We start from the raw sequence: 15632 nt of genomic DNA on the forward strand, positions 1-15632 counted from the left end.
ATCGTATGCGGCACGCGCTCTTTCGTCCCCTCCCCGCGCGCACCGCAGTTCCTGCTGTCTCTACGCGCGTCCGGCTGTCGTGGTGCCGGGCAGGTCCGCCCGGCACGTGTCGTTGTCCCCGGGGCTGCCCGCGCAGCGCACCGAACCGTATGCGCCAACCCCGATCTCGGCGAAGTTGCGCAGGCTGTCCGTGCCGGGCACGAAGTAGCCGGCGTGGCCCTGCGCGTCCAGTGCCGACATCACGCGCGCCCCGAACGCCCGGGAGACCGGGTCGGCGCCGTGACCGAGGCCGCCGACCTCCAGGTACGGCACGTCCTGGATCCAGTCCGTGCGGTCCCGCATCGCCCACACCTGGGCGCGGGTGCCGAGGCCGGACGCCTTCGACGCGCGCATCCCGGGGCTGCCGGCCACCGCGATGTCCGTGACCCGGCCCGGCAGATGGTGGGCGGCGACCCCGCACACCACCGAGCCGTAGCTGTGGCAGAACAGGCCGACGTCCGAGCGGCCGGGCAGCGCCGCCAGCAGCGCGTTCAGACGCAGGGAGCCCTCGGCGGCACGCACTCCGGTCGCCGCCTCCATACCGATGCCGCTGGGCGCGGTGTAGTCGGCCCAGGCGATCACGGCGGTCCGGGAGGCGGGGGCCACGGACCGCTCGGCCGCGTACAGGGCCTGCGCCATGCCGACCGGGGCCGACCAGCGGCGGTTGGTGCGCTGGAAGGTCAGCAGGTCGGTGTCCACGCCGGGGACGACCACCGAGATCCGCCGCGCCCGGTCGAGGTCGCCGAAGACCTCGGCCACCCGGCCCGGACCCTCCGGGTCGAAGGCGAGGATGTGGCGGCCCTTCGCCATGAGGTCGCCGAAGCGGTGCATACGGCGGCCCGCCTCGTACTGCCCCGCGGGCGAGAGCCTGCTGTCGTGCATCCGGCCGAGCTCCACCGTGCGGGCCTGGCCCAGCGCGATGCGGTTCGCGGCATAGCGCAGGGTGACGGGGGCGCCGTTCATGTTGCCGACCGCGAGCGGATAGCGGTGGGCGAGGCGGGTCTGCTCCGGCGCGGTGAGTGCCGCGAAGAAGCGGGTCAGCCGGGCGGCGGAGGTGGCCGTCGGGTCGGGCAGGGCATGCCCGTGCAAGCGGCCGTGCTCCCATGCGGCGCGGGAGGCGGCAAGCGGGGTTGTCTCCCGGCGGCTGTGGAGCGCCGTCCAGCCGGTGGTCGCCAGCATGACGAACACCACGCCCAGCGCGAGCAGTGCGCGCCAGACGCTCAGTTGCGGGGAGGTATCGAAGGAAGTCACTGGAAGGACACAGTAGGAGAACGGGAGAGCCTCGCGTTAACCGTGTGGCGCGTATCACGTTTGGGGCCGAGTGACGTTGCCCTCACGGTGACGTATATCGCCTCCAAGTGTCCCCAGAGGGCCCATTGGCCCCATTGACCTCGCCTGTTCGTCACGGCTTCCAGTGGCCGGTCAGGGCGGATCCCACCTGATCGAGGTACGACGCGGTCAGCTCGCGGATCGCCGCGAGGCTGAAGTCGGCGCCCGTGCTCCACCGCCGCTCTGTGACTCTGATCACCCCGCCGAACACGGCGACCGCGAGCCGGGGCCTCGGGTCGCGGTCCACGTCCACGCCCTCGCGGGCGGCCAGCAGCCGGGCCAGGGTCTCCTCGGTGTCGGAGGACCGGCGCAGATGGGCGGCGAGCAGGACCGGCGTCGACTCGATCACCCGGTACATCCGCACGTACAGCTCCACGGGCACGGCCGCCGCGACGGACTCGCTCATCGTGTCCCAGCCCTCCAGGACGGCCCGGCGCAGCGCCTCCATCGGCGCCTCGTGGGGCGGGCGGGCGCGGACCGCGTCGACGAAGTGCGCCTCGGCGATGTCCTGGGCGGCGAAGGCGGCGTCCTCCTTGCCGCCGAAGTAGCGGAAGAAGGTGCGCGGGGAGACCTCGACGGCCTCGGCGATCTCGTCGACGGTGGTGTGCTCGTAGCCCTGGGTGGTGAACAGTTCCAGCGCGGCCCGCAGCAGCGCGTCCCGGGTGCGGCGCTTCTTGCGCTCGCGCAGCGACTCCGGGGGAGCGGGAGAAACCGAGGGGGCCGCGGGGGCCGTGGGCGCCGTGTTCATCGGGTGGGCTCTCTTCTTCGTCCGCCGTGCCGTTTTCCCAGTTCAAGTGCGGCGGGAGTGACATGACAGTTACCGACTAGTGAACCCGCGTGTCAACTGTCAGAGGCTGACGCTAGCCTCGAACACATGACTAGTCAGACCACCATCGACACGACGGGGTCGGGGGGCAAGGCGGCGGGCACGCTCGCGGACCGGCCGGCGCCCCAGGGACTGCGCGGGCATCCCTGGTTCACGCTCGTCACTGTCGCGGTCGGGGTCATGATGGTCGCCCTCGACGGCACCATCGTGGCCATCGCCAACCCTGCCATCGCCACGGACCTCGGTGCGACCTTCGCCGACGTCCAGTGGATAACCAACGCCTACTTCCTCGCCCTCGCGGTGTCGCTGATCACCGCGGGCAAGCTCGGTGACCGCTTCGGGCACCGCCAGACCTTCCTCATCGGCGTCACCGGCTTCGCCGCCGCCTCCGGGGCCATCGGGCTGTCGCACAGCATCGCCTTCGTGGTCACCTTCCGGGTGTTCCAGGGCCTGTTCGGCGCGCTGCTGATGCCGGCCGCGCTCGGCCTGCTGCGGGCCACCTTCCCCGCCGAGCGGCTCAACATGGCCATCGGCATCTGGGGCATGGTCATCGGCGCGTCCACCGCGGGCGGCCCGATCCTCGGCGGGCTGCTCGTCCAGCACGTCAGCTGGCAGTCGGTGTTCTTCATCAACGTGCCGGTCGGCGCGCTGGCGCTGCTGCTGGGCCTGCTGATCCTGCTCGACCACCGCGCTCAGAACGCGCCGCGCTCCTTCGACCTGCTGGGCATCGGGCTGCTCTCCGGTGCGATGTTCTGCCTGGTGTGGGCGCTGATCAAGGCCCCGAGCTGGGGCTGGGGCGACGGCAAGACGTGGCTGTTCATCGGCGCGTCCGCCCTCGGGTTCGCCCTCTTCTCCTTCTGGGAGACCCGGGTCAAGGAGCCGCTGATCCCGCTCGCGCTGTTCCGCTCGGTGCCGCTGTCCGCCGGTGTCGTGCTGATGGTGCTGATGGCGATCGCCTTCATGGGCGGGCTGTTCTTCGTCACCTTCTACCTCCAGAACGTGCACGGCATGAGCCCCGTCGACGCGGGCACGCACCTGCTGCCGCTCACCGGCATGATGATCGTCGGCTCGCCGATCGCCGGCGTGGCGATCACCAAGCTCGGTCCGCGCATCCCGCTCGCGGGCGGCATGGCCGCCACGGCGATCGCCATGTACGGCATGTCCACGCTCAAGGCGGACACGGGCAGCGCGGTGATGTCCCTGTGGTTCGCCCTGCTGGGCTTCGGGCTCGCGCCGGTGATGGTCGGCGCGACGGAGGTCATCGTGGGCAACGCGCCCATGGAGCTGTCCGGCGTCGCCGGCGGCCTCCAGCAGGCGGCCATGCAGATCGGCGGCAGCCTGGGCACCGCCGTGCTGGGTGCGGTGATGGCGTCCAAGGTCGACCACGCCCTGGCCGGCAACTGGGCGAAGGCGGGGCTGCCCCCGCTGACGCCCGTGCAGGAGGCCGCCGCGTCGCAGGCGGTGCAGACGGGGGCCGCTCCGGTCGCCCCGGGCACGCCCGCGGAGATCGCCGCGAAGATCTCCTCCGTCGCGCACGACACGTTCATCTCCGGGATGAGCCTCGCCTCGCTGGTCGCCGCGGGGGTCGCGGCGGTGGCGGTGTTCGTGGCGCTGCTGACCAAGCGGGGCGCCAACGCGGAGGCGGGCGCGGGGGTGGGGCACATCTAGGTCCCCTCGGCGGGGCCGGCGGTGGATGGTGGGGACCCACCGGCCCCTTTCTCGCACCTGTGCGGTGTCCCTGCGGGGCTCGGGGTGGTTCTTCGTCCGCGGGGCGTGGGGGCCGGTCGCGCAGTTCCCCGCGCCCCTGGGGGAGTTGGCCGTGGCCGGAGCTCGGAAGTGCGGCCCGGCCAGGCCCGCCCCACCCGGACGGCCTCGCCCGCCCGGAGCCGGGTGTCTGTTCGTGGGGAACCGGGGTACCCGGTGTTCGAACCCGAACAGTCCATGTGAGGCAGGGAGTTGATGATGGCGGGATTCGGGCAGGGAACGCGAGGGTACCCCCGTTCACGTGGCCGGACCAGGTCCTGGTGGGGGTCCCCCCGGGCGAGCCTGGTCGAGGCTGGGGGAGGGCCGGATCGTGCGACGCTCGGAATCATCGGGACCATCTGCGCCATCGCCGGTTTCTTCGTGCTGGGGATCGTCCTCGGGCCGGTGGCCGTGGTCTGCGGCCGGCTGGCGATGGGGCGGACCTGGTCCGGCGACCGCCAACTCTCCGCGCTGGTCGCGGTGGTGCTGGGTGCCATGGACACCCTGCTGGCCGTCGTGTGGCTCGCGGGGACGGCGACTCCCGGCAGCGGGTTGTTCTGAGGTTCCGTCAAGAAGGCAGGCAGGCGCGAGAGCCTGCGGGCGGCCCCGGTGGCTTCGGCCCCGGGGCTTCGCCGTGCCCCGCCGCGTGCCGCCCGCCGTGCCCCGGCGCCCACCGGCGGCCCCGCCGCCGTCTAACGAGGCTCCCCGTCGCCGACCCGCTCCCGGGCCGCGAGGGCCGACACCTCCGTGCGCAGGGCGCGCACCTCCTCCGTCAGGGTCTCCAGGGCGCGTGTCTGCCGGCGTTCCTCCGCGTCGTCGCGTTCGAAACGGGCGATGAACCAGGCGGCGATGTTCGCCGTGACGACGCCGAGCAGGGCGATGCCGGACAGCATCAGGCCCACCGCGATCATCCGGCCCAGGCCGGTGGTGGGGGCGTGGTCGCCGTAGCCGACCGTCGTCATCGTCGTGAAGGACCACCACACCGCGTCCCCCAGCGTGCGGATGTTTCCCTCCGGTGAGTCCCGTTCCACGGACAGCACCGCCAGCGAGCCGAACATCAGCAGGCCGACCACGGAGCCGACCACGTACGTCGTCAGACGGATCCGGGGTGCCATCCGGGCCCGCCGCCCCACCAGCAGCAGGGTCGCCACCATCCGCAGCAGCCGTAACGGCTGGATGATCGGCAGGACCACGGCGCACAGGTCGAGCCAGTGGGTGCGCACGAACGCGCGGGGGCGCGCGGCGAGGGCCAGGCGCACCAGGTAGTCCGCGGCGAAGGCGCCCCACACCACCCACTCGGTGACCGTGCACAGGTGTATCAGGCGCCCGCTCGCCGAACTGTCCACGATCGGTACGGCGTAGGCGAGGGCGAAGGCCAGGGCGAGGGCCAGCAGGGGCCGTTCGGTGTGTCGTTCCCAACGTGTCTGTGCCGATGGCGCCGATCCGTCCCTCATGACCGCATCGTAGGGACGCCGTGCCGTACGACGGCTGAAGGGCGGCTGAGCCGTGGCCCAGCCGCCCTTCAGTCACCCTTCGGACCTCAGTCCAGAACCCGTCGTACGCCTTACGCGTCGCCGCCCGCGGCCCCCGGGTCCGCCGCCGTCACGTCGAGCAGCCGGTAGCGGTCGATCGCCTGCTTCAGCACCGACCGGTCCACCTTCCCCTCGCGCGCCAGCTCCGTGAGGACGGCCACCACGATCGACTCGGCGTCGATGTGGAAGAACCGCCGCGCCGCGCCCCGGGTGTCGGCGAAGCCGAAACCGTCCGCGCCGAGGGACTGGTACGTGCCCGGCACCCACCGCGCGATCTGGTCCGGCACCGACCGCATCCAGTCGGACACCGCCACGAACGGCCCCTCGGCCCCGCTGAGCTTGCGGGTCACCCACGGCACCCGCTGCTCCTCCTCGGGGTGCAGCAGGTTGTGCTGCTCGCACGCCACGGCCTCGCGGCGCAGCTCGTTCCAGGAGGTCGCCGACCACACGTCGGCCCGTACGCCCCAGTCCTCGGCGAGGACGCGCTGCGCCTCGAGGGCCCACGGCACCGCGACACCGGACGCCATGATCTGCGCCGGGACGGACCCGGCCGTGCCCGCGCTGATGCGGTGGACGCCCTTGAGGATGCCCTCGACGTCCACGTCGGCCGGTTCGGCGGGGTGCCGGATCGGCTCGTTGTAGACGGTGAGGTAGTAGAAGACGTCCTCGCCGTGCGGGTGCTCGGGCGAGGCGCCGTACATACGGCGCAGGCCGTCCTGGACGATGTGCGCGATCTCGTAGCCGTACGCCGGGTCGTAGGCCACGCACGCCGGGTTGGTGGACGCCAGCAGCTGCGAGTGGCCGTCCGCGTGCTGGAGGCCCTCACCGGTCAGCGTGGTACGGCCGGCGGTCGCGCCCAGGACGAAACCGCGTGCCATCTGGTCGGCCATCTGCCAGAACTGGTCACCCGTGCGCTGGAAACCGAACATCGAGTAGAAGACGTACACCGGGATCATCGGCTCGCCGTGCGTGGCGTAGGCCGAGCCCGCCGCGATCAGCGACGCCGTGCAGCCCGCCTCCGAGATGCCGTCGTGCAGCATCTGGCCGGTCGGGGACTCCTTGTACGCGAGCAGCAGCTCACGGTCCACCGACTCGTACTGCTGGCCCAGCGGGTTGTAGATCTTCGCGCTCGGGAAGAACGAGTCCATGCCGAAGGTGCGGTACTCGTCCGGCGCGATCAGCACGAACCGCTTGCCCAGCTCCTTGTCCCGCATCAGGTCCTTGAGGATGCGGACGAAGGCCATGGTGGTCGCGATGGACTGCTGACCCGTGCCCTTCTTCACCGTCGCGTACGTCTTGTCGCCCGGCAGCTGGAGCGGCTTGTGCCGTACGACACGCGTCGGGACGTAGCCGCCGAGGCTCCTGCGGCGGTCGTGCATGTACTGGATCTCGTCCGAGTCCCGGCCCGGGTGGTAGTACGGCGGCAGGCCGGACTCCAGCTGCTGGTCGGAGATCGGCAGGTGCAGCCGGTCGCGGAAGCCCTTGAGGTCGGCGACGGTCAGCTTCTTCATCTGGTGCGTCGCGTTGCGGCCCTCGAAGTTGGGGCCGAGGGTCCAGCCCTTGATCGTCTTGGCGAGGATCACCGTCGGCTGGCCGGTGTGCGCCTTGGCCGCCGAGAACGCCGCGAAGATCTTCTTGTGGTCGTGGCCGCCGCGCCCCAGGTGCAGGATCTGGTCGTCGGTCATGTTCTCGACCATCGCGCGCAGCCGGTGGTCGTCGCCGAAGAAGTGGTCACGGATGTACGCGCCCGACTCGGTGGCGTACGTCTGGTACTGGCCGTCCGGCGTGGTGTTCATCCTGTTGACGAGGGTGCCGTCACGGTCCTGGGCGAGCAGCGGGTCCCAGCTGCGGTCCCAGATGAGCTTGATCACGTTCCACCCGGCGCCGCGGAAGACCGACTCCAGCTCCTGGATGATCTTGCCGTTGCCGCGCACCGGGCCGTCGAGGCGCTGGAGGTTGCAGTTGACGACGAACGTCAGGTTGTCCAGGTTCTCGCGGGCCGCGATGGTCAGCTGGCCGAGCGACTCGACCTCGTCCATCTCACCGTCGCCGAGGAACGCCCACACGTGCGACTTCGACGTGTCGGCGATGCCGCGCGCCTCCATGTAGCGGTTCATCCGCGCCTGGTAGATCGCGCCCAGCGGACCGAGGCCCATGGAGACCGTCGGGAACTCCCAGAAGTCCGGCATGGAACGCGGGTGCGGGTAGCTGGACAGCGCGTTCGGCGCCTTGGACTTCTCCTGGCGGAAGCCGTCGAGCTGCGCCTCGGAGAGCCGGTCGAGCAGGTACGCGCGCGCGTAGATGCCGGGGGAGGCGTGGCCCTGGAAGAAGACCTGGTCGCCGCCGTCGCCCTCGTCCTTGCCGCGGAAGAAGTGGTTGAAGCCGACGTCGTAGAGGGAGGCGGAGGACGCGAAGGTGGCGATGTGACCGCCGACGCCGATGCCGGGGCGCTGGGCCCGGGAGACCATCACGGCCGCGTTCCACCGGGTGGCGTTGAGGATCCTGCGCTCGATCTCCTCGTTGCCCGGGAAGAACGGCTCGTCCTTGGTGGCGATGGTGTTGACGTAGTCGGAGCTGCGCATCTCCGGGACGGCGACGCGCCGGGCACGCGCCCGTTCGATCAGCCGCAGCATGAGGTAGCGGGCCCGCTCCCGGCCGCGTTCGTCGACCGCGGCGTCGAGGGAGTCCAGCCACTCCTGGGTCTCCTCGGGGTCGAAGTCAGGAACCTGACTCGGGAGGCCGCCAATGATGATCGGGTTGCGATCGGATGCGGAAGCCACGCTGTTCCTTACCTGTCAGAGGGCTGCTATGTCACTGTCTCCGCTGCTCGCAGCAGGGCCTGCGCAGCAGGTGTCTGCACCGTTCCCCATCGTGTACCTCACGGCGCGCCGCGTCATCTCTACCGCGGGGTAACCGAGGTGGCGGCGCGGCTGTCCGGCGGGTCGCGCCGAGGGCACTTCCGGGGCGCGGCGGATCAAAACGCAACGATACGCGCGGCCGCCGACATGATCGGAAAAGGGTTCGACTTCCGGACCCGGAGATGATTCCCTAAGGTACAAACCGGGCAGAAGGGTGTGGTGTGCATCACCCGGGACCGCGATACGGTGCCGTAAGTTGCGGCGACACGGCCAGGATCGTCACCGTTTCGACGGTCCGGACGGCCGGGTACTTGCGCGATCCGTCCCGCCCGTGTGGACTACGGCCAATGCTTCGCGCACGCGCGTGGCTGAGCCATTCACCAAGACATGATCAGGAGGCAACCCGTGAGCGCGACCGCGGACCACGCGGAGGAGCGGACCAACCCTGCCGCCAGGCTGGGTTTCCAGCCCGGGCAGGTGGTCCAGGAGATCGGCTACGACGACGACGCCGACCAGGAGCTCCGTGAGGCCATTGAGGAGACCATCGGCAGCGATCTGGTGGACGAGGACTACGACGACGTGGCCGACGCCGTGGTGCTGTGGTTCCGCGATGAGGACGGCGACCTGACGGATGTGCTGGTGGACGCCACCACGTACATCGAGGAGGGCGGCGCGATCCTGCTGCTCACGCCCAAGACCGGGCGTTCGGGCTACGTGGAGCCGAGCGACATCTCGGAAGCCTCGACGACGGCGGGCCTGTCGGCGAGCAAGAGCGTCAGCGTGGGCAAGGACTGGAGCGGCAGCCGCCTGGTCACGCCCAAGGCGGCGAAGTCCAGGAAGTAGCCTCCGCACGCCCCCGGCGGGCCGGGCCCCGGGCCCGGCCCGCCCGGTGTCGTGCGCCCGGGCGGGGCGGACCGCGCCCCGCCCGGGTCGCGCCCGGTGATCGCTCGTAGGGTGGGGTCACCCGAACAGCCCCCACCGAAGGGATGCATCACGATGGCGATCCAGGCCGGCGACAAGGCGCCCGATTTCGAGCTCAAGGACAACCACGGCAGGACCGTCCGGCTGTCCGACTTCCACGGCCGGCAGAACGTGGTGCTGCTCTTCTACCCCTTCGCCTTCACCGGCGTGTGCACCGGTGAGCTGTGCGAGGTGCGCGACAACCTGCCGCAGTTCTCCGACCGCGACACCCAGGTGCTCGCCGTCTCCAACGACTCCGTCCACACCCTGCGGGTCTTCGCCGAGCAGGAGGGCCTGGAGTACCCGCTGCTGAGCGACTTCTGGCCGCACGGCGAGGTCTCGCGCGCGTACGGCGTCTTCGCCGAGGACAAGGGCTGCGCGGTGCGCGGCACCTTCGTCATCGACAAGCAGGGCGTGGTGCGCTGGACCGTCGTCAACGCGCTGCCCGACGCCCGTGACCTGAACGCGTACGTGACGGCGCTCGACGCGCTCGACACCCCGTGATTCGTCCCGTTCAGGGTCTGCGAGGGGCGGGAACCCGTCACTAGGATCGAATCGTTGATCCGGTATCCGACGCACGACGGGGCATCCCGCCCCTGGACACACATGGAGGACTCGTGGGAGTCAGCCTCAGCAAGGGCGGCAACGTTTCTCTGACCAAGGAGGCGCCCGGCATGACCGCCGTCCTCGTCGGTCTGGGCTGGGACGTCCGCACCACGACCGGGACCGACTTCGACCTCGACGCCAGCGCTCTGCTGCTGAACGCGACGGGCAAGGTCGGCAGCGACAGCAACTTCGTCTTCTTCAACAACCTCAAGTCCCCCGACGGCTCCGTGGAGCACACCGGTGACAACCTCACAGGCGAGGGCGAGGGCGACGACGAGGCCATCAAGGTCAACCTCGCGGGCGTCCCCGCGGACGTGGAGAAGATCGTCTTCCCGGTCTCCATCTACGACGCCGAGAACCGCCAGCAGTCCTTCGGTCAGGTGCGCAACGCGTTCATCCGCGTCGTCAACCAGGCCAACAACCAGGAGATCGCCCGCTACGACCTGAGCGAGGACGCCTCCACCGAGACCGCCATGGTCTTCGGCGAGCTGTACCGGCACGGTGCCGAGTGGAAGTTCCGCGCCATCGGCCAGGGCTACGCCTCGGGACTGCGCGGCATCGCGCAGGACTTCGGTGTCAACGTGTGACGTACGGCCCTGGCGGGCGCGGCGGGGCGTCGGTTTGAATCTCCGTCGGCCCTTGTCGCCGTCTTCTCCGGCGCCGCACGGTTTGTGTGCGGCGCCGGAGGCGCAGGACAACCGAAGAAGCACCACCTAGGGGAGGACCAGCAATCATGGGCGTCACGCTCGCCAAGGGAGGGAACGTCTCCCTTTCCAAGGCCGCACCCAATCTGACGAACATCCTGATCGGGCTCGGCTGGGACGCGCGCTCCACCACCGGCGCCGACTTCGACCTCGACGCCAGCGCGCTGCTGTGCAGCGGCGGACGAGTGCTGGGCGACGAGTGGTTCGTGTTCTACAACCAGCTCACCAGCCCGGACGGCTCGGTCGAGCACACCGGTGACAACCTCACCGGTGAGGGCGAGGGCGACGACGAATCGATCCTGGTGGACCTCGCCAAGGTGCCGCCCCAGTGCGACAAGATCGTCTTTCCGGTGTCGATCCATCTCGCCGACGAACGCGGCCAGACCTTCGGACAGGTCAGCAACGCGTTCATCCGCGTCGTCAACCAGGCCGACGGCCAGGAACTCGCGCGCTACGACCTCAGCGAGGACGCCTCCACCGAAACGGCGATGATCTTCGGAGAGGTCTACCGCTACCAGACCGAGTGGAAGTTCCGCGCCGTGGGACAGGGGTACGCGTCGGGACTTCGGGGAATCGCTCTAGACTTCGGAGTCAACGTTTCGTAAAGCCGGGTACGGCGCGGGGGAAAGCCCTCCGGAACCTGTCGGGAGGACAGAGTCCGGGCGGTCCCCTCACACACTTTGGGGTAGCCAGTGCTTCTGAAAACCTTCGGCTGGTCGTTCGCGATTACCGTGATCGGCCTGGCGGCGGCGGTCCTCTACGGGGGGTGGGAGGCATTCGGCATCGTGGCGATCCTCTCCGTCCTAGAGATCTCGCTGTCGTTCGACAACGCGGTGGTCAACGCCGGAATCCTGAAGAAGATGAATGCCTTCTGGCAGAAGATCTTCCTCACCGTCGGTGTGCTCATCGCCGTCTTCGGCATGCGGCTGATCTTCCCGGTGGTGATCGTCGCGATCAGCGCCAAGATGGGGCCCGTCCAGGCCGTCGACCTCGCGCTGAACAACAAGGACCGTTACCAGCAGCTGGTCACGGACGCCCACCCGGCGATCGCGGCCTTCGGCGGCATGTTCCTTCTGATGATCTTCCTCGACTTCATCTTCGAGGACCGGGACATCCAGTGGCTGCGCTGGATAGAGCGTCCGCTGGCCAAGCTCGGCAAGGTCGACATGCTGTCGGTCTGCATCTCGCTGATCGTCCTGCTGGTCACCTCCTTCACCTTCGCCACCCACGCCCACCAGCACGGCGGCGCGCACGTCGACAAGGCGCAGACCGTACTGATCGCCGGGATCGCCGGCCTGATCACCTACATGGTCGTCGGCGGGCTGTCCGGATACTTCGAGGACCGTCTCGAGGAGGACGAGGAACGCGAGCACGAGGAAGAGGAGGAGGCCGCCCGCAGCGGGAAACAGCGCTCGGCGGTCGTCCTGGCCGGACAGGCCGCGTTCTTCATGTTCCTCTACCTGGAGGTCCTCGACGCGTCGTTCTCCTTCGACGGCGTGATCGGCGCGTTCGCCATCACCAACGACATCGTCCTGATGGCCCTCGGCCTCGGCATCGGCGCCATGTACGTCCGGTCGCTCACCGTGTACCTGGTCCGCCAGGGCACCCTCGACGACTACGTCTACCTGGAGCACGGCGCCCACTACGCGATCGGCGCGCTCGCCGTCATCCTCATGGTCACCATCCAGTACCAGATCAACGAGGTCATCACCGGACTCGTCGGCGTCGTCCTGATCGGCTGGTCCTTCTGGTCCTCCGTGCAGCGCAACAAGGCACTGGCGGCCGAGGAGGGAAAAGCCGAGGGGACGGACGCCAAGACTGAGGTGCCGTCCGGAGTGTGACGGCCCTGGGGACAAGGGAACGCTCTGTGCGGGGCGGCCACCGAGGACGCGTCCTCCTCCGGCCGCCCCGCCGGGTTTTTCACAGGGTTTTCACGGGGACGTGGGGGCGGGAATGGGATTCTTCGACGGGCTCCTGGGCAGCAGGGCCGCCGACTTCGACTCGGGCAGCGCGGCCAGCAACGCCATCGAGCTGACCAAACGGCACGCGCAGGTCTCGCTGACCAAGCAGGGCGCGGCCACCGGGCATCTGCGCATCAACCTGACCTGGCAGATGCGGACCTCCGACTTCGGCGGCCCGTACCGGGAGAGCGTGCTGCGCCACCCCTTGAGGGCGCTCAAGCCGCCGGAGGTCATCGGGCACAGCCAGAGCATGGTCAACGTCGACCTCGACCTCGGCTGCCTCTACGAGCTCGCCGACGGCTCCAAGGGCGTCGTCCAGCCGCTCGGCGGCTATCTCGGCGACGTCAACGCGGCGCCGTACGTCAAGCTCGACGGCGACGACCGGTTCGGCTCGGCGTCCGGCGAGACGATGTACATCAACCTCGACCACCGCGACGAGATCAAGCGGCTGCTGGTGTTCGTCTACATCTACGACCAGACGCCGGCCTTCGACCGCACCCAGGCCATGGTCACCCTCTACCCGAGCAACGGCCCCCGCGTACAGATCGCCCTGGACGAACGCCACCCCCAGGCCCGTTCCTGCGCGGTGGTCCTCATAGAGAACGTCAAGGGCGAACTCGTCGTCCGCCGGGAGGTCAAGTTCGTCTACGGCTTCCAGGCGGAACTCGACCGTCTCTACGGGTGGGGACTTCAGTGGGGGCGGGGCTACAAGACGAAGCAGGAACAGCTGCCGTGAGGCGGTCCGCCGGGTCCGCGCCGTGGCCGGTCGCGCGGTTCCCCGCGCCCCCGGGGAAGCCGGCCCACCGTTCCTGACGGGTGGGAGCGCGGCACTACCGTCCTATGAACTGCGGCCCCTGCGGCGGCAGCCGGAAGTCGGGGTCGAGGGCGGCGGCCGCCGGCACCGGCGCCGGCGGCGGGTAGCCGTACCCCGAGGGAGCCGCCGCGGCCGGCGGATAGCCGTAGCCCGACGGACTCCCCGCCTGCGGATACCCGTACGCCGCCGTGGTGGGAGGCGCGGCCTGCGGATACCCGTACGTCGGCGGCTGCTCCGGAGGCAACGGCTGCGCGGGCACCGTGGGCCCGGTCACCGCGGGCACCGGCTCCGCGGGCGCGGCCACCGCCGGTACCGGCTCGGCCAGGGCGTCCGCGTCCGTCTCGTCCACCGAGATCCCGAAGTCCGTGGCCAGCCCCCGCAGCCCGTCGGAGTACCCCTCCCCGAGCGCCCGGAACTTCCACCCGTCCCCCCGCCGGTACAGCTCTCCGCAGATCAGAGCCGTCTCCCGGCCCGTCTCCGGGGTGATGTCGAAGTACGCCAGCGGCTCCCCGTCGGCGACCGCGGCATCGTGGAGCAGGATGCGCAGCGCCCGCACCTGCTCGAAGGGGTAGCCGTCCGCGGAGGCGATCAGCAGGACCCGGCCGACCGCGTCCTCCACCCCCGCCAGGTCCGTCTGGATCGTGTCGGTCAGCGCCTCGGCGACCCGCTTCTTGCCGAGCCGCCAGACCTTCCCGGAGGGGTGCCGGGGCTGGTTGTAGAAGACGAAGTCCTCGTCGGACCGCACACGGCCCTCGGGGCCGAGCAGCAGCGCCGAGGCGTCGACATCCGGAACCCCCTGGCCCGGCGTCCAGCGCAGCACGGCGCGCACCGTCGTGGCCTCCAGCGGGATGTTCGACCCCTTCAGCATCGCGTGCGTCATACGGACATCCTGCCCTCTCGGTCCTGGTCACGACAAAACGGAGCCCCAGGGGCCGGTCGCCGTCGAATCGTTGCCGACATGGCCGGGTTACCAGAAGTTCATGCCTGGCGGGAACCCCATACTTAGGTTTCTACGTACTATTACCGGCCACCCTTACAAAATCCACAGGTCCAGCCCACCATGTACCACCGGGGAGTCCTATGCGTCACTTCGGGCACATCGCCCCAGAACAGCGACGGCGCCTCTTCCACCAGGAACCGTGCGAGTTCACCGCCGACTCCCCTGCCCGGCTGCTCTCCGCGGCCCTGGGCGCCACGCTCTACAGTCCGGCCACCCGGCCGCAGCTGGCCGACGACATCGTCAAGCAGGCGGCGCTCGGCGTGGTGTCCATGGTGCTGTGCCTGGAGGACTCCATCGGCGACGAGGACGTGCAGGCCGGTGAGGAGAACCTGGTGCGCCAGTTCGCCGACCTCGCCGCCCGCCCCGCCGCGGACCTGCCGCTGCTGTTCATCCGCGTCCGTACCCCCGGCCAGATCCCCGACCTGGCCGCACGGCTCGGCGCGTCGGTGCGGCTGCTGTCCGGGTTCGTGATGCCGAAGTTCACGGAGGAGCGCGGCATGCTCTTCCTGGAGGCCCTCACCGAGGCCGAGGCGGCCAGCGGGCGCCGGCTGTTCGCGATGCCGGTGCTGGAGTCGCCCGAGCTGCTGTACCGCGAGACACGGGTGGAGGCGCTCGAGGGTGTCTTCCGCGCCGTCGACAAGTACCGCGACCGCGTCCTCGCACTGCGCCTCGGCGTCACCGACTTCTGCTCCTCCTACGGACTGCGCCGGGCGCCCGACATGACGGCGTACGACGTCCAGATCGTCGCCTCCGTGATCTCCGACGTGGTCAACATGCTCGGCCGGGCCGACGGCACCGGATTCACCGTCACCGGCCCGGTGTGGGAGTACTTCCGCGTCCCGGAGCGGGTGTTCAAGCCGATGCTGCGCTCCAGCCCCTTCCTGGAGGGACAGGCCGTCGAACTGCGCGAACGGCTGATCGCGCACGCGATGGACGGACTGCTGCGGGAGATCTCCCTCGACCAGGCCAACGGCCTCACCGGCAAGACCTGCATCCACCCCGCCCATGTGCTGCCCGTGCACGCCCTGTCCGTCGTCAGCCACGAGGAGTTCAGCGACGCGGCGGACATCCTGCGGCCCGAGCGGGGCGGCGGGGGAGTGCTGCGCTCGCAGTACACGAACAAGATGAACGAAGTGAAGCCGCACCGCGCCTGGGCCGAGCGGACCATGCTGCGCGCGGAGGTCTTCGGCGTGGCCAACGAGGACGTCGGCTTCGTCGACCTGCTCGCCGCCGGGATACCCGGCTGATCCGATGGGACTC

Annotated in this window: 14 protein-coding genes; 9 read left to right on the forward strand and 5 right to left on the reverse strand. The window is 70.0% G+C overall.

Going from position 1 to position 15632, the window contains the following annotated elements:
* Window positions 1–60 precede the first annotated feature (60 nt).
* Window positions 61–1290, reverse strand: coding sequence for an alpha/beta hydrolase (locus ABZ862_RS12670; protein WP_360956303.1), 1230 nt, complete (start codon window positions 1288–1290; stop codon window positions 61–63).
* 151 nt (window positions 1291–1441) lie between these two features.
* Complete coding sequence (locus tag ABZ862_RS12675) at window positions 1442–2116, reverse strand: TetR family transcriptional regulator (RefSeq protein ID WP_360956305.1); 675 nt, start codon at window positions 2114–2116, stop codon at window positions 1442–1444.
* A gap of 126 nt (window positions 2117–2242) precedes the next feature.
* Between ABZ862_RS12675 and ABZ862_RS12680 the strand changes: the two genes are divergently transcribed.
* Both ABZ862_RS12680 and ABZ862_RS12685 read left to right on the forward strand, forming a co-directional pair.
* Window positions 2243–3862 (forward strand): MFS transporter, encoded by a 1620-nt coding sequence (locus ABZ862_RS12680; RefSeq protein ID WP_360956307.1) that lies wholly within the window; start codon window positions 2243–2245, stop codon window positions 3860–3862.
* 291 nt (window positions 3863–4153) lie between these two features.
* Window positions 4154–4498 carry a small hydrophobic protein gene (locus ABZ862_RS12685; protein WP_360956309.1) on the forward strand — a complete coding sequence of 115 codons (345 nt, stop codon included), beginning with the start codon at window positions 4154–4156 and terminating at the stop codon, window positions 4496–4498.
* Between the two features lie 131 nt (window positions 4499–4629).
* Here ABZ862_RS12685 and ABZ862_RS12690 read toward each other — a convergent pair whose 3' ends face one another.
* On the reverse strand, window positions 4630–5391 hold the full coding sequence (locus tag ABZ862_RS12690; RefSeq protein ID WP_360956311.1) for a potassium channel family protein: 762 nt from the start codon (window positions 5389–5391) through the stop codon (window positions 4630–4632).
* Between the two features lie 110 nt (window positions 5392–5501).
* Complete coding sequence (gene aceE / locus ABZ862_RS12695) at window positions 5502–8249, reverse strand: pyruvate dehydrogenase (acetyl-transferring), homodimeric type (protein ID WP_360956313.1); 2748 nt, start codon at window positions 8247–8249, stop codon at window positions 5502–5504.
* A gap of 483 nt (window positions 8250–8732) precedes the next feature.
* Between aceE and ABZ862_RS12700 the strand changes: the two genes are divergently transcribed.
* The 6 genes from ABZ862_RS12700 (at window position 8733) to ABZ862_RS12725 (ending at window position 13294) form a co-directional block, all read left to right on the forward strand.
* Window positions 8733–9170 (forward strand): DUF3052 domain-containing protein, encoded by a 438-nt coding sequence (locus ABZ862_RS12700; protein ID WP_360956315.1) that lies wholly within the window; start codon window positions 8733–8735, stop codon window positions 9168–9170.
* 153 nt (window positions 9171–9323) lie between these two features.
* Window positions 9324–9791: a peroxiredoxin gene (locus ABZ862_RS12705; protein WP_360956317.1), complete on the forward strand. Its 468-nt coding sequence runs from the start codon at window positions 9324–9326 to the stop codon at window positions 9789–9791.
* 113 nt (window positions 9792–9904) lie between these two features.
* Entirely contained in the window at window positions 9905–10480 is a 576-nt protein-coding gene (locus tag ABZ862_RS12710) for a TerD family protein (protein ID WP_360956319.1), read from the forward strand.
* A gap of 146 nt (window positions 10481–10626) precedes the next feature.
* A complete protein-coding gene (locus ABZ862_RS12715; protein ID WP_360956321.1) occupies window positions 10627–11202 on the forward strand; it encodes a TerD family protein in 576 nt (191 codons plus the stop codon).
* 87 nt (window positions 11203–11289) lie between these two features.
* A complete protein-coding gene (locus tag ABZ862_RS12720; protein WP_360956323.1) occupies window positions 11290–12438 on the forward strand; it encodes a DUF475 domain-containing protein in 1149 nt (382 codons plus the stop codon).
* 112 nt (window positions 12439–12550) lie between these two features.
* On the forward strand, window positions 12551–13294 hold the full coding sequence (locus ABZ862_RS12725; RefSeq protein ID WP_360956325.1) for a Tellurium resistance: 744 nt from the start codon (window positions 12551–12553) through the stop codon (window positions 13292–13294).
* Between the two features lie 94 nt (window positions 13295–13388).
* Here ABZ862_RS12725 and ABZ862_RS12730 read toward each other — a convergent pair whose 3' ends face one another.
* Window positions 13389–14252 carry a TerD family protein gene (locus ABZ862_RS12730; RefSeq protein ID WP_360956327.1) on the reverse strand — a complete coding sequence of 288 codons (864 nt, stop codon included), beginning with the start codon at window positions 14250–14252 and terminating at the stop codon, window positions 13389–13391.
* Between the two features lie 200 nt (window positions 14253–14452).
* On the opposite strand from ABZ862_RS12730, the gene ABZ862_RS12735 reads away from it, so the two are divergent.
* On the forward strand, window positions 14453–15619 hold the full coding sequence (locus tag ABZ862_RS12735; RefSeq protein WP_360956329.1) for an HpcH/HpaI aldolase/citrate lyase family protein: 1167 nt from the start codon (window positions 14453–14455) through the stop codon (window positions 15617–15619).
* Window positions 15620–15632: the final 13 nt, after the last annotated feature.

The sequence above is a fragment of the Streptomyces sp. NPDC047000 genome (genome assembly GCF_040644295.1).
Taxonomy (GTDB): Bacteria; Actinomycetota; Actinomycetes; order Streptomycetales; family Streptomycetaceae; genus Streptomyces.